General features: G+C 59.5%; 14 protein-coding genes. 5 read left to right on the top strand and 9 right to left on the bottom strand.

Features of this window, described 5'->3' with window-relative positions; all coding sequences use genetic code 11:
- Nucleotides 1-85 precede the first annotated feature (85 nt).
- Nucleotides 86-2,671: an outer membrane protein assembly factor BamA gene (bamA, locus tag ACYVAC_RS06715; RefSeq protein ID WP_461096828.1), complete on the bottom strand. Its 2,586-nt coding sequence runs from the start codon at nt 2,669-2,671 to the stop codon at nt 86-88.
- 68 nt (nt 2,672-2,739) lie between these two features.
- Nucleotides 2,740-3,477: an isoprenyl transferase gene (locus ACYVAC_RS06710; protein ID WP_461096827.1), complete on the bottom strand. Its 738-nt coding sequence runs from the start codon at nt 3,475-3,477 to the stop codon at nt 2,740-2,742.
- Nucleotides 3,478-3,694: 217 nt separating this feature from the next.
- Here ACYVAC_RS06710 and ACYVAC_RS06705 point away from each other — a divergent pair, with 217 nt between their 5' ends.
- The 5 genes from ACYVAC_RS06705 to ACYVAC_RS06685 all read left to right on the top strand — a co-directional run bounded on the left by ACYVAC_RS06705 (nt 3,695) and on the right by ACYVAC_RS06685 (nt 11,080).
- Nucleotides 3,695-4,645: a fasciclin domain-containing protein gene (locus ACYVAC_RS06705; protein ID WP_461096826.1), complete on the top strand. Its 951-nt coding sequence runs from the start codon at nt 3,695-3,697 to the stop codon at nt 4,643-4,645.
- 107 nt (nt 4,646-4,752) lie between these two features.
- A complete protein-coding gene (locus ACYVAC_RS06700) occupies nt 4,753-5,646 on the top strand; it encodes an FKBP-type peptidyl-prolyl cis-trans isomerase (protein ID WP_461096825.1) in 894 nt (297 codons plus the stop codon).
- Between the two features lie 80 nt (nt 5,647-5,726).
- Nucleotides 5,727-6,539 (top strand): MBL fold metallo-hydrolase, encoded by an 813-nt coding sequence (locus tag ACYVAC_RS06695; protein WP_461096824.1) that lies wholly within the window; start codon nt 5,727-5,729, stop codon nt 6,537-6,539.
- A gap of 108 nt (nt 6,540-6,647) precedes the next feature.
- The gene (locus tag ACYVAC_RS06690; RefSeq protein WP_461096823.1) at nt 6,648-9,629 is read left to right on the top strand and encodes a TonB-dependent receptor; all 2,982 of its coding nucleotides are present in this window, start codon (nt 6,648-6,650) and stop codon (nt 9,627-9,629) included.
- A 293-nt stretch (nt 9,630-9,922) separates the two neighbouring features.
- Nucleotides 9,923-11,080, top strand: coding sequence for a methionine aminotransferase (locus tag ACYVAC_RS06685; RefSeq protein ID WP_461097009.1), 1,158 nt, complete (start codon nt 9,923-9,925; stop codon nt 11,078-11,080).
- Between the two features lie 88 nt (nt 11,081-11,168).
- Here the strand turns inward: ACYVAC_RS06685 and ACYVAC_RS06680 are convergent, their stop codons facing one another.
- From ACYVAC_RS06680 to ACYVAC_RS06650, 7 genes are all read right to left on the bottom strand, one after another.
- Nucleotides 11,169-11,948 (bottom strand): 3-hydroxyacyl-CoA dehydrogenase, encoded by a 780-nt coding sequence (locus ACYVAC_RS06680; protein WP_461096822.1) that lies wholly within the window; start codon nt 11,946-11,948, stop codon nt 11,169-11,171.
- A gap of 38 nt (nt 11,949-11,986) precedes the next feature.
- Nucleotides 11,987-13,987, bottom strand: coding sequence for an FAD-dependent oxidoreductase (locus ACYVAC_RS06675; protein ID WP_461096821.1), 2,001 nt, complete (start codon nt 13,985-13,987; stop codon nt 11,987-11,989).
- Between the two features lie 59 nt (nt 13,988-14,046).
- Complete coding sequence (locus tag ACYVAC_RS06670) at nt 14,047-14,742, bottom strand: YjjG family noncanonical pyrimidine nucleotidase (RefSeq protein ID WP_461096820.1); 696 nt, start codon at nt 14,740-14,742, stop codon at nt 14,047-14,049.
- A gap of 40 nt (nt 14,743-14,782) precedes the next feature.
- Nucleotides 14,783-15,088: a (2Fe-2S) ferredoxin domain-containing protein gene (locus ACYVAC_RS06665; RefSeq protein ID WP_461096819.1), complete on the bottom strand. Its 306-nt coding sequence runs from the start codon at nt 15,086-15,088 to the stop codon at nt 14,783-14,785.
- A gap of 124 nt (nt 15,089-15,212) precedes the next feature.
- Nucleotides 15,213-16,256 carry a class I SAM-dependent methyltransferase gene (locus ACYVAC_RS06660; protein ID WP_461096818.1) on the bottom strand — a complete coding sequence of 348 codons (1,044 nt, stop codon included), beginning with the start codon at nt 16,254-16,256 and terminating at the stop codon, nt 15,213-15,215.
- 57 nt (nt 16,257-16,313) lie between these two features.
- Nucleotides 16,314-16,973, bottom strand: a complete 660-nt coding sequence (locus ACYVAC_RS06655) for a hypothetical protein (protein ID WP_461096817.1) — start codon at nt 16,971-16,973, stop codon at nt 16,314-16,316.
- Between the two features lie 60 nt (nt 16,974-17,033).
- On the bottom strand, nt 17,034-18,461 hold the full coding sequence (locus tag ACYVAC_RS06650; protein WP_461096816.1) for a Gfo/Idh/MocA family protein: 1,428 nt from the start codon (nt 18,459-18,461) through the stop codon (nt 17,034-17,036).
- Between the last annotated feature and the right edge of the window lie 25 nt (nt 18,462-18,486).

Raw genomic sequence — 18,486 nt, 5'->3', positions numbered from 1 at the left:
GTCGTACGTGGCGTGCATGAGTTAGATGAATCAGGTGGTCCGGGGTTTAACGAGCCTGTCAGACCGCCCGGTTCGTGTCGTGCACTTATCGGATCTGTTGCCCAATGGTGAAGTGGAACTGACCCGACGCTTTGTCTTTCACGCCCGGAATCTTGTCGAAACCGTAGCCGTAGTCGATCCCGATCAGACCGAATGCCGGCATGAAAATACGGGCACCAAAACCAACCGACCGTTTCAGATCGAACGGGTTATACTGCTTGTAGCTGGCCCAGTTGTTACCCGCTTCCAGAAACGTCAGGGCAAAGATGGTGGCCGAGGGGTTCAGCGAAACAGGGTAGCGCAGTTCGGCTACAAACTTATGGTACACCACGCCACCCTGACTGCGGGTGTTGGCGTCGGCCACGCGGTTGTAGTCGGCCGTGTACACGCTCCGGTCATCGTAGCCACGCAGCCCGATAATGTCCTGCGCCAGTGCAAACTGACCCTGACCCGCCAGACCCGAACCACCCAGTACGAACCGTTCAAACGGCCCGATGTCGGTGCGCCGGTTGTAGCTGCCCAGGAAGCCCATGTGCGCCCGGGTGTTCAGCACCAGCTTCCCAATAACGGTCTGGAACCAGCTGGCGTCGAACATCCATTTGTGGTACTCCACAAACTTGTACTTGTCTTCGGGCTTGGTGCTTTCGCTGCTGGTCTTAAACGCCGAGTAGGGGGGCGTAAAGGAGCCGCTCAGCGAGAACGACGACCCCGAACGCGGAAACTGCGGGTTATCGATACTGTTCCGGGCAATGGTCGTATTGAACGTAAAGTTGTTCGAGATACCGTTCTTGTAGCCAATGTAGAACAGGTCGAGTTCGTTCAGGTCGTAGCGCTGGTACGACAGCGAGTGGGTCAGCGAGAAGAAATCGTCGGGGACTTTCAGCTGACGACCCAGTCCGACCGTGAAGGCCGTGTTGGAGTACGAACCCGTGGCTTTGCGTCCTTTTAGAGGCTGGTATAGGCTGGCCGGGTTGAGCGGATCGTAGAACGACCGGTACACCGTGTGGCTGGCACTGACCGAGAGGGCGTTGGGCTTGCGGCCACCCAGCCACGGCTCGGTAAACGACAGCGAATATACCTGGTACTGAGCCCCGTTGGCCTGGAAACGCAGCTGCACGCGCTGTCCATCGCCGGCGGGCAGGGGGCGCCAGGCGTTCAGGTTAGTGATGTTGCGGGCCGAGAAGTTGTTGAACGTCAGCCCCAGCGTACCAACAAAGCCCACGTAGCCGCCCCAGCCACCCGACAGTTCGATCTGGTCGGACGGTTTTTCTTCAACCGTGTACTCGATGTCGACCGTGCCGTCGTTCTGCGGAATGGGCTGGATACCGATTTTCTCGGGGTCGAAATAACCGAGCGTCGACAGCTCGCGCTGCGTCCGGATGAGGTTGGTTTTCGAGAATTTCTGACCCGGCAGCGTCCGGATGGTGCGCATCACCACATGGTCGCTGGTTTTGGTGTTGCCGTTCAGAATGATGCGGTTGATGGTAGCCTGCTTACCTTCGAAAATCCGGATTTCCAGGTCGATCGAATCGCCGTCGATGGTTTTTTCGATGGGCGTGGCGTTGTAGTACAGGTAGCCGTCGTCCATATACTGCGAACTCAGATCCTGACCGGGGTTGCCGTTGAGCCGTTTCTCCAGATCCTCGGGGTTGTACACGTCGCCCTTCTGAATGCCCAGTACCGACCGCAGCTGGGCGGCCGTGTACAGGTAGTTGCCCGAAAAATCGACATTTCGGTAGTAGTACTTGCGACCTTCGTTGAGGACGATGTTGAGGTTGATCGTGTTATCCGGATTGTGGATAATCGAGTCGCTCTCGATAGCGGCATCGCGGTAGCCGAGCTTGTTGTAATAGGCAATGAGCTTCTGCTTGTCTTCGTCGTACTTCTTGGGCACAAACTTCGACGGCGTGAACACCCGGCCGAAACGCTGCTCCTTGGTGCTTTTCATCTTGAGCCGCACCGCCGATTCATCGACTTCCTCACGACCCACGAAGTTTATTTTAGCAATTTTCACCTTCTGCCCCTTGTCGACCAGCACGCGCATGGTGGCGTTGTTGCGGGCGCTGTCGGGTACAGTCGTGATCTTGACTTTGGTGTTTAGGTAGCCTTTGTCGACAAAGAATTTCCGAACGGCCATCTGGGTGTTTTTGGTGATCGTGTTGGTCACGATCTTACCCAGGTTAAGCTTGATCTTGTCTTTCAGCTGATCCTGTTCGCCTTTTTTGACACCCATGAAGTTGACCCGGTATAGGCGGGGCCGCTCGCGCACCTTGTACATCAGTGCCAGCTTGCCTTCGCCCATGTGGGTGGCAAATGTCTCCACGTCGTCGAGCAGGCCCGACTCCATAAGTTTACGCACCGACGAGCCCACCATCTCACCCGGCACCCGGATTTTGTCGCCCACTTTCAGGCCCGTCAGCGATACCAGCGAGTTGGGGTCGAGGTAGCGGGTGCCCGTAATGGTAAGCCCGGTGATTTCATACTCCTTGGGGTTCGCGTAGTTCAGCAGATCGTCGGCCGAGACGGTTGGTTCGGCCGGCCGCCCGACGCCGACACGCACCTGCGCCAGGGCAGGGGTTGTCAGCAGGAACGCGCAAACAGCGGCAACGAGGTACGTTATACGGTGTTTCAATGGTTTATTCAGTTTTCAGTTATCAGAGGACGGGGGCTGGTTTGCAGGCCCGGCAGTCCGGTCGGCGGTTATTTGCTTACCTGCTCGCTGGTTTTCCCAAACCGGCGCTCGCGCTGCTGGTAGGTCAGAATCGCTTCGTGGAGGTGTTTGCGCCGAAAATCGGGCCATAGCACCTCGGGCATATAAAACTCCGAATAGGCCAGCTGCCAGAGCATGAAGTTGCTTATCCGCATCTCACCACTGGTCCGGATCATCAGTTCCGGATCGGGGATGTTGGCGGTGGTCAGGTAGCTGCTGAACCGCTGCTCGTCGATATCGGCCGGTCCGATCTTACCGTCGCGCACGTCGGCCGCCAGTTGCCGGGCGGCTTCGATGATCTCCCACCGACCGCTGTAGCTGAGGGCCAGAATGAGCGTAAGGCCGGTGTTGCCGGCGGTTTCACGCATGGCTTCGGCCAGCTCGCGCTGGCAGTCGGCCGGCAGCGTTTCGGTATGCCCAATGGTCGACAGGCGCACGTTGTTATCCATCAGCGTTTTGATTTCGCCCCGGATGGTGTGCACCAGCAGCGTCATCAGCGCATCAACTTCGTATTTGGGCCGGTTCCAGTTTTCGGTCGAAAAAGCGTAGAGTGTCAGGTATTTGATTCCTAATTCAGCACAACCTTCCGTCACTTCCCGCACCGCTTTAATGGCACTGCGATGGCCAAAAATGCGGGCTGCTCCCTGCTGTTTCGCCCAGCGTCCGTTTCCGTCCATGATAACGGCGATGTGCTGGGGCAGATTGCTCTGATCAATGTCTTCCTTCATCCCAGGGGGAATGTTTTAACAGTATTTAACAAGGCCGCGAAGATACGCAAAAATAATGAGGGGTCTGCGCAATGAAGACCCAACGACCATCGTGGTAATCAGAAAGGTTGGCGTGCCGACAGGGTGTCTGGCCGCGCCTGTTCTGATCCGTCGTACCCATACAGGGCTTTTGTCTATCTTTGTGGACGGGACCTGTTGCTTTCTCCCTTCTTACCCGATGACTAACGCGCTTCGCTCTTTGCTCACCTGTCTGGCTCTGTCCGTCTGTCTGTTCACACTGCTGTCGGGCTGTCAGCCGCAGGACGAACGGGTGGCTACCCCCAAGACCATTGCCGATCAGGTGCTGGAAGACAGCCAGTTCAGTTTACTGCGTGTGGCCGCGGCCCATGCCGGGGTCAGCGATGCCTTCAAGGCCGGTAACCTAACGCTGTTTGCGCCCAGCGATGCCGCTTTTCAGAACGCAGGCCTGGGTAGTCCGGCGGCTATTCTGGCCGTGCCGCGCGAGCAGCTCAGAACGACCCTGCTCTACCACGTGCTTTCGGCTCCGGTATCGCTCTCAGCCCTGCCCGATGGCCCCACGGCCGTGCAGACCGGCGGCAACAAGGTGGTGTTTGTGCAAAAAAACAGCAACGGAACGACCTACATCAACGGCGCCCGGGTTACGCAGACCGACGTGTCGACGGCCAACGGATTGATTCAGGTGATCGACAACGTACTGAGCCCGTCGAGCAGCAGTTTGCTCGAAGCCATCCAGACCAATCCGAACCTGACGCTGCTGGCGGCAGCGGTCAAACGCATCAGCACCACCAATCCGGAACTGTATGCGGCTCTGGGCAGTACCGCATCGAGCAATACGCTGACCCTGTTTGCCCCCACCGACGATGCGTTCCGGGCGGCTGGCTACACTACAGCCTCGATTGCCTCGAGCAGTTCGCAGGCGCTGATTGCGCTGTTGAGCTACCATGCCCTGCAGGGTACTACGCTTACGTACCAGCTGCAGACCGGTGTGCTGACTACCCTCAGCGGGGGGCGTCTGACGGTGTTTACGACGAGTGGCCGGCCAACCATCAAGGGGAATCGGAATACTACCTCGGCCAATATCAAAACCGCCGACATGATTGCCAACAACGGCGTGCTGCACATCATCGATCAGGTGCTGCTTCCCTGAAAACCCACCCGATTTGGTTATTTTCTGCTTTCTCTTCCAACCGCGCGCCACGAAATCGGGTCGTTATGCGTAATATCAAACGAGTTAGTTGTATTTAGTTTATGTTCATGCGCAGTACTTATGTATCCCTTCTGGCAGGTGTCTTTCTGCTGGGTAGCCTGGCAGCCTGTCAACAAAAAGGCATCAACGACGACGTTACTACCAAGTACGATCAGAATGATGCCGATATTCAGACCTACGTCGCCAAAAATAACCTGAAAGGGTCGTTGCTGACCTCGGGGCTGTACTTTCTGCGAACCGACAGCGTGCCCGGTGCCAAAAAGCCGGCCACGGGCGAAGAAGTCGAGTTTACCTACAAGTCGTATAACCTCAACACGGGCGCGTTTGTCGACAGCTCGTCGAGCGCTTCCCCCGTTTACTACCCGTTTGGCATCAACTCCATTCTGGCGGGGCTGGAGCAGGGCCTGGCCCGGCTGGGCGAAGGCGAAAAGGCCACGCTGCTGATTCCGTCGTATCTGGGTTATAACGACCGCGCCATCGGCACCACACTGCCGGCTTACTCGGCCGTTCGGTTCGACGTGAACCTGAAAAAATCGCGTACCGAAGCCCAGCAGATCGATGACTACATCAGCCGCAAAAAACTGACGGTAACGGAGAACGCGGCTTCGGGGCTGCGCATCATTAAAACGCTGGCCAACCCAGCCGGGCAGTCGGCGCTGACGGGCCAGACGATGGTGCTGAAATACAAAGGCAAAACGCTGCGGGCCGTAACGGCTTTCGACAGCACCGGCACCGGCACGTTTGATGCTGTGGTGGGACAGGGCCGCTTCGTGCCCGGTTTCGACGAAGCCCTGACCAAACTGAAAGTTGGCGAGAAAGCAACGATTATTTTCCCGTCGGCACTGGGCTACGGCTCGCAGGGGCGTATCTCGAACAACGTATACACGATTGCGCCCTACGCGCCCCTGCTGTTCGAGCTGGAAGCGGTCAGTATTAAATAAGTATCTGAATTTCCGTATGTTGGGGCCCGCGAGCAATCGCGGGCCTTTTTTATGTCCCCATCCGGGGAAATTGGGGAAGTATGATACAGACCGCAACACTGGAGCACGGGCCCGTGCGGGGTTATCGATTTGGGTTTTCGCCCACACGGCTGATTCGACCGGTGCCGGTATGGTGTTACCAACTCGACGGGTTGCTGATCGACACCGGACAGCATCACTGCCGAAGCGCGGTGCTCCGAACCTTTGCCAGCAGCCGCATCGAGCAGCTCGTGCTGACTCATTTTCACGAAGATCATTCCGGCAATGCAGCCGCACTACAGGCGGTTCACGGGTGCCGGGTACTGGCCGGCCCGCTGACTGCCGAGCGGGTGGGGCAGGGGTTTGGGCTGTTGCCCTACGAGCGGTTCTGGTTTGGCGCGGTACCCCCCTGCGCGGATATCGAGCCACTGCCCGCCCGGATCGACACGGGCCGCTATGCGCTTCAGCCCATTTACACCCCCGGCCACTCCGACGATCATCACGTGCTGCTGGAGGCCAGTCAGGGCTGGCTATTTGCCGGCGACTTTTACATCGGCAAGCTGAAGCTCTTTCGAAAGGGTGAGGATATTTACCAGATGATCGACTCGACCCGGCACGTACTTGCCTACGATTTCGACACGGTTTTCTGCGGCCACAACCCCGTGCTGACCCACGGCCGGCGCGCTGTAGTGGCCAAGCTACAGTATCTCGAAACGCTGGTCGATCGGGTGCTGGAGGCCCACAGACGGGGTGTACGGGGCCGTGGTCTGCTGAAGGCCGTCGGGCTGCGAGAGTTATGGTGGCTTAGGGCCTTCACGACCGGCGACGTCAGTGCCGATCACCTTGTTCAGTCAATTCTTAGGGGTGAGGGGTAATGATCCTTATTTAATTGGGATAAATAGGTTTGTTGTAGAATAAAAGATGGAATTTTGTCGCACTGACTTCATTTTACTATAAGTTGCGCAATTATTAACCATCTACCTATGACAAACCGATACAGTAAAAAACGGATTGTACTCAGTGCAGCCTGCTGGCTGCTTGCCTGTGTGGCCGCTCTGGCCCAGGGCGTACGGGGGCGGGTAACCGATGCCAGTTCGGGCAACGCCATTCCCGGCGCCACGATCGTGGTGCTCAACACACGGCTTGGTGCCACAACCGATGGTAACGGCCAGTATACGCTTAAGCTGGACCCGGGCAGCTACAGCCTGCGGGTCAGTTTCGTGGGCTATGAAGCCAGTACCGTACCGGTGACCGTATCATCGGGCGAGGCTATCGAGGTCAACGTTCCGCTGACCGAAGGGCGTTCTAGCCTGAACGAAGTGGTCGTGGTGGGGTCGCGCGCGGCTACCGCCCGAACCAATATTCAGACGGTGGCACCGGTCGATGTGATCAGTACGAAAGATCTGAAAGGGTTTGCCCAGACCGACGTAAGCCAGATCCTGAACTTCGTGGCTCCCTCGTTCAACTCCAACCGCCAGACCGTGACCGATGGCACCGACCACGTCGATCCGGCGTCGCTGCGCGGGCTCGGCCCCGATCAGGTGCTGGTACTGGTAAACGGCAAACGGCGACACACTACGGCGCTGGTCAACATCAATGGCTCGGTGGGTCGCGGGTCGGTGGGTACCGACATGAACGTGATTCCGGTAGCGGCCATCGAGCGTATCGAAGTACTGCGCGACGGTGCGGCTGCTCAGTACGGCTCCGACGCCATTGCGGGCGTCATCAACGTGGTGCTGAAGAAAAACTACCAGGGCTTCTCGGCTTCGCTGACGGGTGGGCAGAGCTTCACCAACATGAAGTACAGCGTACCGCTGATTGGTGGGGGCACCGAACAGCGCAGTCAATCGCTGCACGATGGTAGTGTGGTGCAGTTCGATTTCTCGAAAGGCTTCCGGCTGGGTAAAAACGGTGCGCTGACGGTGGCCGGCCAGATTCAGGACCGGGGCCGTACCAACCGCAGCGGCCCGGATAATGCGCCGACAGAATACCTCGGGGCCAGTGGTGGTTTTCCGGCCACGCCCGCCGGACAGGTGCAGGCCGATTTCCGGACCAAACTGATCGCCGACGACCGGACGCTGGTACAGCAGCGGGGGTACAATCGCCAGAACATGGTGATCGGTAACTCGTCGGCCCGTAACTACGGTGTTTTTGCCAACGGGAGCCTGCCTGTAGGCACCAACGGCAGCCTCTATTTTTCGGGGGGCGTCACCTACCGCACCGGTACGGGCTACGGCAATAACCGGGTGCCGGCCTCGCGCTCACAGCAACCACTCAACGCCGATGGCACGCTGTTTTATCCCGACGGGTTCCTGCCCGCCATCCAGTCGAAAATCAACGACCAGTCGTTGCTGGTAGGCTACAAAACCAAGCTGGGTGCCTGGAATATGGACCTGAGCAACACCTATGGCCGCAACGCCTTCCGGTTCGATGTGCTGAACTCGGGCAATGCCTCGCTGCCCAACAGCAGTACGCAACAGACCGAATTCTACGCCGGTACGCTGAAGTTCAACCAGAACACGACCAACCTCGATTTTTCGCGGCTTTATCCGCAGGTTGGCGGCATCACGGCCCTCAACCTGGCCGCCGGGGCTGAATACCGGCGCGAGCAATTCCAGATCGAAGCCGGTGAGCCTAACTCCTACATCGGGGGGGCTATCGGTAAGGTCGTACCCACGGCTCCGCTTACTATTGGCGGGCCGGCAGCCGGTACAACACTGGCCCTGCCGGGTTCGCAGGTATTCCCCGGTTATCAGCCCGCCGATGCCATCGATAAGTCGCGGCACAACATCAGTCTGTATGCCGATGTGGAGGGTGAGCTGTTTCGCCGGTTGCTGATCGACGCGGCTGCCCGATACGAGAACTACTCGGACTTTGGCTCGAAACTGACGGGTAAGCTGGCCGGTCGTCTGCGCCTGATCGACGCCCTGAACCTGCGCGGAGCGGTCAGCACGGGCTTTCGGGCCCCCAGTCTGCACCAGCGCTATTTCCAGAATACCAGTACGCAGTTTGTGAGTGGTAACCCATCGAATACGCTGACGGTCAACAACGACAATCCGATTGCCCGGCAGGTAATCGGCGTTGATGCCCTGCGGCCTGAAACATCGGTCAACTACACACTCGGTCTGACGGGTCAGCTGGGCCGGCAGTTCACCATTACGGTCGATGCGTACCTGATCAACATCAAAGACCGTATTCTGTACTCGGGTGCGTTCAGCCGGGCGGTACTGGGCTTTGGCGCGAACGACTACCCGGGTATCAACAACGTGCGGTTCTTTGCCAACGCAGCCGATACCCGCACCAAAGGAATCGACATTGTGGCAACGGAGCGGCTGAAAGTAGGCCCTGGCCAGCTGACGCTGACGGCGGCCGTCAATGTCAATCAGAACAAAGTGCTGTCGATCAACCCGACGACGCTGATCAACAACCCCGCCAACAACGAAGGCAAGGGCGGCAGCCCCGATACCTGGTTCCGGAATATCTTCTTCGACCGGTCGCAGGTGGCGTTGCTCGAAACGGGGCAGCCGCAGAACAAGATCAACCTGAGCGGTTCGTACTCGATCGGTAAGTTCGATGTGACGGTGCGGACGGTGCGGTTTGGCTCGGTGACGAACAAAACCAACCTCGACCCCTACGCCAAAAATGCGTCGGGTGCCTACTACAACGCGCAGTTTGCGCGGAACGAAGCCGGCGATCCGTACATCGATCAGACGTTCAATCCGCTCTGGATTACCGACCTGACGCTGAACTACCGCATCAACAAGATGCTGAGCCTGTCGATTGGCGCCAACAACCTGTTCGACGTGTATCCCGATCAGATTTACATCGACCCCCGCAACGCGCTGGGCTCGATCGACTACGCATCGGGGCGCGATGCCTCGAACCGCGGACGCTTCCTGTTCGGCTCGAACCAGGGTGGTTTCAACGGCCGGTTTATGTTTGCCCGCCTGAGCGCATCGTTCTAGGCAGTACGGGGTAAGTCAGTTTACGGTATTCGGTTTTCAGTTTACCGTAGGCTGGGGGAATGACCGGGACATGGTCGCCGGGGCATTCGAGTGGTAAAAAAAGGCGGGTCGATACCCGGCGCAGTAAGGAAATTTAGCAGTCCTTTGCGTCGGGTGTCGACCCGCTTTTTTTGTTGATTTACCCCGTCCCAAATACCACCCGAAACCGGCTCACCGAACGGGGGTAAGGACAGATGATTGAATACCGAATGGAGCGCAGTGAATACCGTAAACCGAATACTGAAAACTGTAAACTGACTACCGTGAACCACGTTCTCCCCGACAAGCTGCCCCGGGTCGGGACCACGATTTTTACCGTGATGTCGCAGCTGGCTACCGAAACGGGGGCGCTGAACCTGTCGCAGGGGTTTCCCGGCTTCGATTGCGATCCGGCCCTGACCGAACTCGTCGGCAAACACATGCGCGCGGGCCGCAATCAGTATGCCCCCATGGCGGGCGTGCCGGTGCTGCGCGAGCAGCTGTCCCGGAAAACGGCCGGAGAGTACGGCGTGACCTATCATCCCGATACGGAAGTAACCATCATGTCGGGTGCGACCGAGGCCATTTTTGCTGCCGTAACGGCCGTGGTGCAGCCGGGCGACGAGGTGATCGTATTTGAGCCCGCCTACGACAGCTACGTACCGGCCATCGAACTGAACGGGGGTGTGCCGGTCTATATCTCGCTGGCCCCCCCTAACTATGCCGTCGACTGGGCGGTTGTGGAGCAGGCCATTACCGACCGCACCCGGCTCATTCTGGTCAACACGCCCCACAACCCCACCGGTCGGGTCTGGACCCGGGCCGATCTCGATCAGCTGGCCCGGCTGGTGCAGGATCGGGCGATCTGGCTGGTGAGCGATGAGGTGTACGAACACATTCTGTTCGACGGCCGAACGCACCACTCGCTCATGACCCATCCGGTGTTGCAGGACCGCACGTTTGTGGTGGGTTCGTTTGGCAAGACGTTTCATATCACGGGCTGGAAAGTGGGCTATTGCCTGGCCCCCGCCGGACTAACGGCTGCGTTCCGCAAGGTGCACCAGTTCGTTACGTTCAGCACGGCGACCCCGCTCCAGTATGCCCTGGCCGATTACCTGAAACAGCCCAGTCACTACCGCGACCTGTCCGCTTTCTACCAGCGCAAGCGCGATTTGTTTCTGGCGGGGCTGGTCGGCAGCCGGTTTCGCTGGACGCCCGCCGAAGGAAGCTTTTTCCAGTCGGTTGCCTACGACGCCATCACCGATGAACCGGATTATGACCTGGCTGTGCGGCTGACCCACGACATTGGGGTGGCGTCGATTCCGATCTCCGTTTTCTACCACCAGCGCACCGACTACCGGATGCTGCGCTTCTGCTTCGCCAAAACCGACGAGGTATTGCAGGAGGCTGCCGATCGGCTGCGCCGTTTGTAAACGAATTCCACTCCTGAAAACCAGTACGGGGGCTGCTCATCGATCTACATGATGAGCAGCCCCCGTACTGGTTCTGACGGGTTCAGACTTATTTGGGCGCCATCCGGATAGCGCCGTCGAGCCGGATGACTTCGCCGTTGAGCATCGGGTTTTCAATGATGCTTTTGGCCAGCTGTGCATACTCGGCCGGCCGGCCCAGCCGCGACGGAAACGGCACCTGCTGCCCCAGCGATAGCCGTGCTTCTTCGGGCAGCCCGGCCAGCAGGGGCGTTTCGAACAGGCCGGGAGCGATGGTCATAACCCGGATGCCCGAGCGGGCCAGGTCGCGGGCGATAGGCAGGGTCATGCCCACAATACCACCTTTGGACGCCGAGTAGGCGGCCTGGCCCATCTGACCGTCGTAGGCCGCTACCGAGGCTGTGTTGATGATAACGCCCCGTTCGCCTTCCTCGTTGGGTGTGTTGGCTTCCATAGCCAGGGCCGCCAGCCGGATCGCGTTGAAGGTGCCGATCAGGTTAACGGCAATGACTTTCTGAAACGCGCTCAGGGAGTGTGCGCCGTAGGTGCCATCGACCTTGCCGAGGGTTTTACGGGCTTCGGCCACACCTGCACAGTTGAGGTTGATGTGCAGCCCCCCGAAGGTGTCGACCGCCCGGTTGACGGCTGCCTGCACGTCGCTTTCGTCGGTTACGTTGGTCAGGCAGAACCGGACGTTAGCACCCAGTTCGTCGGCGAGGGCAAAGCCGCGTTCCTGGTTCAGGTCGGCAATAATCACATTGGCGCCCTGAGCCGCCAGCATCCGAACACTGGCTTCGCCCAGGCCCGATGCGCCCCCGGTGACCAGCGCCGTCTTCTGTTGTAGTTGCATAGGAAAGAAATTGGTTATGCTTTGATGAAGAGCAATACTCAGGGTTTCACCGGAATAAACAGAACCGCATCGGCCACTACGGCGCCGTCGGAACTGGCGCTGCTGATGTCGACATAAGCGCCTTTGGCACCGGTAAGCTGGTGTTCGCCCACGGCCACCCAGTCGTTGGCCTGCGGCTGCTGGTTGTAGAACAGCGTTTCGACTGTTTTACCCGTGTTGAGCTGTACCTGCACCCGGCTGGCCTTGTCGGTCTGGATGCCAAACTCGCCGGGGTTACCGCCCCCGCCCGACCGGCTGGGGTTGTAGATGTAGACGCGGTAGCGACCGGGTCGGTTGGCCGGGAGCATAAACCGGGCACTGCCGCTGCCGCCTTTGGCCGCCACCAGCATCGATGCACCGTACTTGCCGCCTTTGGTTTCGCGCTGCCAGGCACCGGTGGTCTGCACCCGGGTCGAGTCGTCGTTGTCGATTAGAATTTCGGGCTTCGACCCATCCATGAGCGGGTTTTGCGCCAGCTGGTTCTGCAGTTTCCGAACGTCGATGTCCTGCACCGCTTTCCGCTCGTCGATCGCCTGGCAGGCTGCCACGGCCGCCGACTGCGCCAGCACCATGAATACCGGCTCCATCCGGATCGACCCATAGGCAATGTGCGTAGCCGACAGGCAAACCGGTACCAGCAGGTTCTGCACGCTGCCGCGTTTGGGCACGAGCGCCCGGTAGCTGACCGGATAGGGCGGAAAGCCACCTACCTGCACATCGCCCTCGTTGCGGGTCTGGCCGTCGACAACCAGCCGCTGGCAGTTGTGCGAATCCATGGTGTAGGCGGCCATGCCGATCTTGTCGGGTACAGTGGCTTTGCCTTCGCAGTTGGCCTGCGTCATGACGTAGTCACCTACCATGCGCCGGGCCTCGCGGATGTAGAGCTGGTGCGAGAAATGGCCGTTGTCGGTGTATTCATCCTTGGGGTAGCCCCACTGCAGCATTTCGTCGCGCAGGTGTTTGGGCATCCGCGGATCGTGCCCGATGAAGTAGAACAGACCCTTGGTGTATTGTTCGTGTTCGCGGATGATCTCGGCCCGGCGGGCGTAGCTGGCCTCCGGGTAATCGTAGTTGGCGCCGATCATGTCGGTCGAAAAGCCTCCGCAGTTGTTGATGTCTGTTTTGTGATTAGGCATCATCACAAAATGCATCAGGTTCCAGGTCAGCTCTTTAGGCGTTTTCTGGGCAATCTGCCGCAGCAGCAGCTCGTAGTGGGTCGAGTCGTAGCCGGCGGGGCGCGTAATCGGCAGCTGGTTGGTCGGATCGTTGGTGAGGCACATTCGGTAATTATAGGCCTGTACGGCCTTGTCGCCGGACCCGTTGGGGGCTACCTTGCCTGACTGTATACCCCACAGCAGTCCGCTGGCCGGGTTGCCCGGCACACGATACGGATCGACCCCGTTGGGAAACTGGTGTTTGTCGAGCAGCTGCACGCCGTTCCAGGTTTCGCCATACTGACTGTTGGCTTCGCGCCCAACGGTGTAGGCCACGCCCGCCCGGGCCATCAGATCGCCCTCGTAGCTGCAGTCGATAAACTGCCGCGCCCGGATGGTGCGGTGGTCACCGGCACCGGTGCTGGGTTCCAGCTCGATCGACTGGATCACCTGTGCCTTCACGTCGGCACCGACAATGCGGTGATTCATCAGCGGCTCGACCTGGGCACTGGCGAGGTATTGCCGAAAGAGGTTCTCGGCCACGTGGGGTTCAAATGTCCATTGTTCGAGCCGGCCGTAGTGCGCGCCAACCCGGCGGTAGAAGTCGCGGGCCAGACCCGTAATCACAAATTTGTTGCCGATATCGGTAGCCCCCAGGCCGCCGGCTGTCAGGCCGCCGAGGTGGTTGCCCGGCTCGATCAGCACAACCGATTTGCCGGCTTTTTTGGCCGTGTAGGCGGCCATGACGCCGGCAGAGGTGCCGCCGTAAATGCAGACATCGACCACCGGAGCCGGCTGGGCCACCGCCAGGCAGGGAATGAGGAGCAGAGAAAGGAAAAGCTTCATGGGCGTAGGAAAAAAAAAACGGGCAAAGCACCCAATTGGGTGCTTTGCCAGCGGTCAGCTTACAAAATAGCCATCAGTTCGGTCCAGTGACTGATGGTGTAGGTAGGCGCCACAGGGGTTGGCAGTCCACCGGGGTTATAGAACAGCGTATCGAGCCCGGCCCCCTTGCCACCCATGATATCGGCTTCGTAGTTGTCGCCAATCATCAGGCTGTCGGCCGCTTCGGCCCCGCACAGATCCAGGGCGTAGCGAAAAATGGCCGGATCGGGTTTCTTAGCATTGACTACACCATTGGTAATGACTTCCCCGAAATAATGAGCAATGCCGGCGCTCTCGAGCTTGATAGCCTGAATGTCGGCAAAGCCATTGGTGATGATGTGCATCGGATAGCGGCCATGCAGGTAGTCGAGTACGTCGCGGGCCGACTCGAGCAGGTGCGTTTTGCGGGGTAGCAGCCGCAGGTACTCGTCGTTCATGGCCACATGAATATCGTTGCCATCGACACCCAGCGCATCGAATACCATCGGAAAGCGGTTTTCGCGGATATAGCCGTGGGTGATCAGATTCCGGTCGTAGTCATCCCAGAGCGCCCGATTGATGCGCACAAAGTGCCCGCTGAAATCGTCGGGGGTGGCCACACCCCGGTCGGCCAGCCGAAACGTGTGGTACAGCTCGGTGATCGACTCGGCCGAGTTGCGGTCGAAATCCCAGAGCGTATGATCGAGGTCGAAGAAAAGGTGTTTGTAGGCTGGCATAACGGGGTTGGCAGTAAACAAAACGGGCCATGCGCCCGACTTAGACGTTCAGCGTCAGGCGCTCGACCGGCTGATCGTTGACCAGGTGGTTTTCCACGATCTCGGCCACATCGCTCAGCTGAACATTGCCGTAGTAGGTACCCTCGGGATACACAACCAGTGCCGGCCCGAACGCGCAGGCATCGAGGCAGCCGGCCCGCTGCGCCCGGATTTCCTTTTGCAGGCCGCGTTGGGTTAGTTCCTGTTTAAACGCTTCGACGAGGGCCGCACCGTGCTCGGCTCCGCAGCTTTTTTTTGGTGCTTCTTTCTGGTTGGTACAGATGAAAACGTGCTTTTTGAATTTCATAAACGGGGTTTTTATGCTTGTTTATACGTCGTCAGGGGATAAAACCGATGAGCGCCGGACTGCTGCTTGCAGGTTCCACGCTCCGCGCTCCCAAACGATAGGACAAAGGTACGCGCCGGGCCGGTTATTTTCGGGCCGCTACCATGGCGCGGCCGGGCAGGGTGCGGTACCAGACCACTTTGGGCTTTTTGAGGCCCGCCTGCTGCTGCCAGCTGCCAATCTCGTCGATCGAATAATTGCCGGCCGTGCTGCTCAGGCCATAGAACAGGTCGGTGCTGCTGCCCACCAGCTCGGGTTTGCCGCCCACGGCCGGCCGGATAAACTCATTCACGATAAACACCCCACCGGGCCGCAGCGCCCGGGCAGCTTTTTCGGTAACGAGCTGGTTCTGCCCGGGTGTGAAATGGTGGGCCAGGCTCGACAGCAGAATGATATCGTAGGCGTTGGTGCCAAAATCGTCGGTGAGGGCGTTTCCGGGCTGGTGCTGCACCCGGTCGCCCAGACCCTGCCGGGCCAGCAGGGGAGCCGCCTGCTCGATAGCTGCCGGCAGATCGAGGATGGTGGCCGTGAGGGCGGGTAATTTTTTGCAGAGCGCCACCGAATGCTGCCCGTGCGATCCGCCGATGTCGAGCATGCGGGTAGCGGTTTTCGGCACGGGCGCGCGCCGGCCAAACTCGCGGGCTTCGGTACTGGTAGCGGCTACCATGGCTTCCTGGTAGTAGCGCCATTGGTCGGCCGAGAGCGTATCGTGGTACTGGATACCGCGCCCCGTCTGGAGGTACTCGCCCAGGTGGTCGAGCCAGTCCCAGACCACGCGGTTATTGAACACGAGCATGCCGTGAACCGATTGCGGATCATCTTTGAGGGCAAATCGCCGGGCCATCCGCGTCAGCGTAAACTGCTCGCTGGCATACGTGAAATAGCCCATGGCCGTCAGCAGCCCCATCAGCTCGCCCAGCGCTTTTTTGTTGAGGCCCAGGGTCTGTACCAGCTGGTCGATGGTTTGGGGGCCAGCGCTGGCGGCTTCGAACACCCCCTTGTCGGCGGCTTCGAGCACGGCTTTGGCCAGCACCGGCATCACCTGCGCGTGGAGCAGCGGAATGGGGGCCAGGTTGGCCCGCAGGGCCAGCCACTCGAGCGGGTTTTCGGGCGAAATCGTTAGTTGCATAGGGGAGGGGGTGAACACAGTCAGCCGACCGCGTACTAGCATAAGCCGGTGATGGCCCTATTGGTTTGGGGTTTTGGGCCGAACCACCCGGTGCAGCTCCGACCAGGCCTGGTTAAGGACCTGATCGATACGCTGCCAGTCGGCCTCGGTAGCCCCCCGGCCTGCTTCGTCGCACAGGCGCATGGCCTCGGCCCGCAGTTGTCCGTAACGCGCAAAGGCCGGGGCGGGGCGCTCGTAGAGCACAGCCGCCGTGCGATCGAGGGCCAGCGCCAGATCGGCGTAGGTGTAGCGGTCGCGCTGCCGGTGCACGATCCACCAGTTTAGCTCTTCGCGGGCCATGTCGGGTACCCGAAACGATTCGATCGACAGGCGCTGCACAGCGTCGTAATACGTTTCGAGCAGCGGCAGCGCCTGGTCATAGTCGGCCTGCGAACCGCCCTGCTTGAACACGAAAGCCGCCCGCGTAGCCTGAAAGGCCAGTACAAACGACCGCCAGAACGGAGCCCCAAACTGTTGCCGCAAGCCACCCGCCAGCTGCCAGAACAGCAGCGCCGGATTTTTATCGTAGTAAGCGCGCCACATATCGGTTTCGAGTTGGGCCACCGTGGCCGGGTCGAACTGCCGGATACTGTGTTTGCGCGGTACGAAAAGGTCGGTACCGATCCAGATCAGCAGCCCCACCAGCAGCCACCGCCAAAGGCCGAAAGGTCGACGCATGGTCATAGAGAAGTAGTTCGGGAGCAACGGGCTCCCGAACTACTAACGTACCGACTGGCCTTATTTCTTTTTGGTCGGCGCTTTTTTAGCCGTTGCGGCACCACCCGGCATACGCTGGGTCATGGTCAGCGGGTCCCAGTGAATTACCCGCTGCTCGAAATAACTGGCGTTGCAGGCCAGCACGGGCGCGGCTGCCCGGAATCCGAAAACGGGGTCCTCGATAGTGCCCTGGCTGCCGGCCCGCACGTTGGCGAAGAAGTCGGCAAAGTGTTTGGCATGGGCATCGTCGCCTTTGGGCGATTCAAACTTCACTTCCTTCACCGGTTCGGCCTTGCGGGTCTCGGGCGGGTATTTGGCATCGTACTGCTTCACAAACTCCTGCTGCACCGGTTCGGTGAAGGTAAAGAAGCTGTCGTAGCCACCGTAGCCGGGCGCAATGGGTAGTTTCTTCTTGGTCAGAATCAGGTTATTCTCCGAAAACTCGATCTGGCCCTCGTTGCCAATGATGCGCGTTATGTCGTTGATGCGACCGGCATTGGCGAAATTCACCCGCAGCACCATCTGGAAAGCTTCGTGTTCGGGCGTTTTGGGGTAGTCCATCACGCTTGTCATGATGTCGGGTACGTCGCGCCCTTCTTTCCAGTAGGCCAGGTTGCCCGACGAATAGATACGGGTTGGGCCCAGGGTGTTGGTCACGTAGTGAACGCCCGTAATCAGGTGCACGAACAGATCGCCGGCGACACCCGTGCCGTAGTCGCGGTAGTTGCGCCACCGGAAAAAGCGGTTGGCATCGAAGGGGCGCCTGGGCGCGTCGCCCAGAAACCGGTCCCAGTCGAGGGTCTGCGTCGAGGCATCGGGGGGCACCGAATAGTTCCAGGCACCGATAGCGTTGAAGCGATCGTTGTTCGATTCGATGTAGTTGATCTGGCCGATGTCGCCGGCCTGAACCAGGCGTTTGGCTTCCTGAAAGGCCGCGCTGCTGATGCGCTGACTGCCTACCTGCATGGTTTTGCCCGATTTTTTCCAGGCGTCGATCACGGCTTTGCCCTCGTCGATGTGCTGTACCATGGGCTTTTCGCAGTACACGTGCTTGCCTGCCTTCAGAGCGGCAATGGTGATGTGGTCGTGCCAGTGGTCGGGTGTCACTACCAGCACGGCATCCACGTCGGGCCGGGCCAGAATTTCACGGTAGTCGCGGGTGGTAAACAGGGCCTTGTCTTTGCCGAAGGCCGTTCGGGCGTGTTCAAGCCGGCCGTCGTAGAGGTCGGCTACGGCCACCAGTTCAACGTCGGGGTTGCGCAGGGCCGCCAGGGTGTCGTAGTTGCCCTGGATGCCCATGCCAATGGTGGCAATGCGGATTTTGTCGTTGGGGCTGACTTTCCGGAGGTTGGGAATGTAAGCAAAGCCGGGCGATGACAGGCCGGGGGCAGCGGCCAGTGCCGAAGCGGCCGACAGGGTTTTGATGAAGGTACGTCGACTGGAGCGCATGCAAGGAGCGGTTTAGTCGATACAT

The sequence above is a fragment of the Spirosoma luteolum genome (assembly GCF_054778875.1).
The sequence above is the reverse complement of the archived record's forward strand: the minus strand, read 5'-3'. Positions and strand labels throughout refer to the sequence as shown.

Excerpts from the sequence above, each read along its gene's own strand:
- ACYVAC_RS06670 (WP_461096820.1), bottom strand. The coding sequence starts at position 14,742 with ATGCCAGCCTACAAACACCTTTTCTTCGACCTCGATCATACGCTCTGG.
- ACYVAC_RS06665 (WP_461096819.1), bottom strand. The coding sequence starts at position 15,088 with ATGAAATTCAAAAAGCACGTTTTCATCTGTACCAACCAGAAAGAAGCA.
- ACYVAC_RS06695 (WP_461096824.1), top strand. The coding sequence starts at position 5,727 with ATGATACAGACCGCAACACTGGAGCACGGGCCCGTGCGGGGTTATCGA.
- ACYVAC_RS06705 (WP_461096826.1), top strand. The coding sequence starts at position 3,695 with ATGACTAACGCGCTTCGCTCTTTGCTCACCTGTCTGGCTCTGTCCGTC.
- ACYVAC_RS06660 (WP_461096818.1), bottom strand. The coding sequence starts at position 16,256 with ATGCAACTAACGATTTCGCCCGAAAACCCGCTCGAGTGGCTGGCCCTG.
- ACYVAC_RS06680 (WP_461096822.1), bottom strand. The coding sequence starts at position 11,948 with ATGCAACTACAACAGAAGACGGCGCTGGTCACCGGGGGCGCATCGGGC.
- ACYVAC_RS06655 (WP_461096817.1), bottom strand. The coding sequence starts at position 16,973 with ATGCGTCGACCTTTCGGCCTTTGGCGGTGGCTGCTGGTGGGGCTGCTG.
- ACYVAC_RS06690 (WP_461096823.1), top strand. The coding sequence starts at position 6,648 with ATGACAAACCGATACAGTAAAAAACGGATTGTACTCAGTGCAGCCTGC.
- ACYVAC_RS06710 (WP_461096827.1), bottom strand. The coding sequence starts at position 3,477 with ATGAAGGAAGACATTGATCAGAGCAATCTGCCCCAGCACATCGCCGTT.
- ACYVAC_RS06650 (WP_461096816.1), bottom strand. The coding sequence starts at position 18,461 with ATGCGCTCCAGTCGACGTACCTTCATCAAAACCCTGTCGGCCGCTTCG.
- ACYVAC_RS06700 (WP_461096825.1), top strand. The coding sequence starts at position 4,753 with ATGCGCAGTACTTATGTATCCCTTCTGGCAGGTGTCTTTCTGCTGGGT.
- ACYVAC_RS06675 (WP_461096821.1), bottom strand. The coding sequence starts at position 13,987 with ATGAAGCTTTTCCTTTCTCTGCTCCTCATTCCCTGCCTGGCGGTGGCC.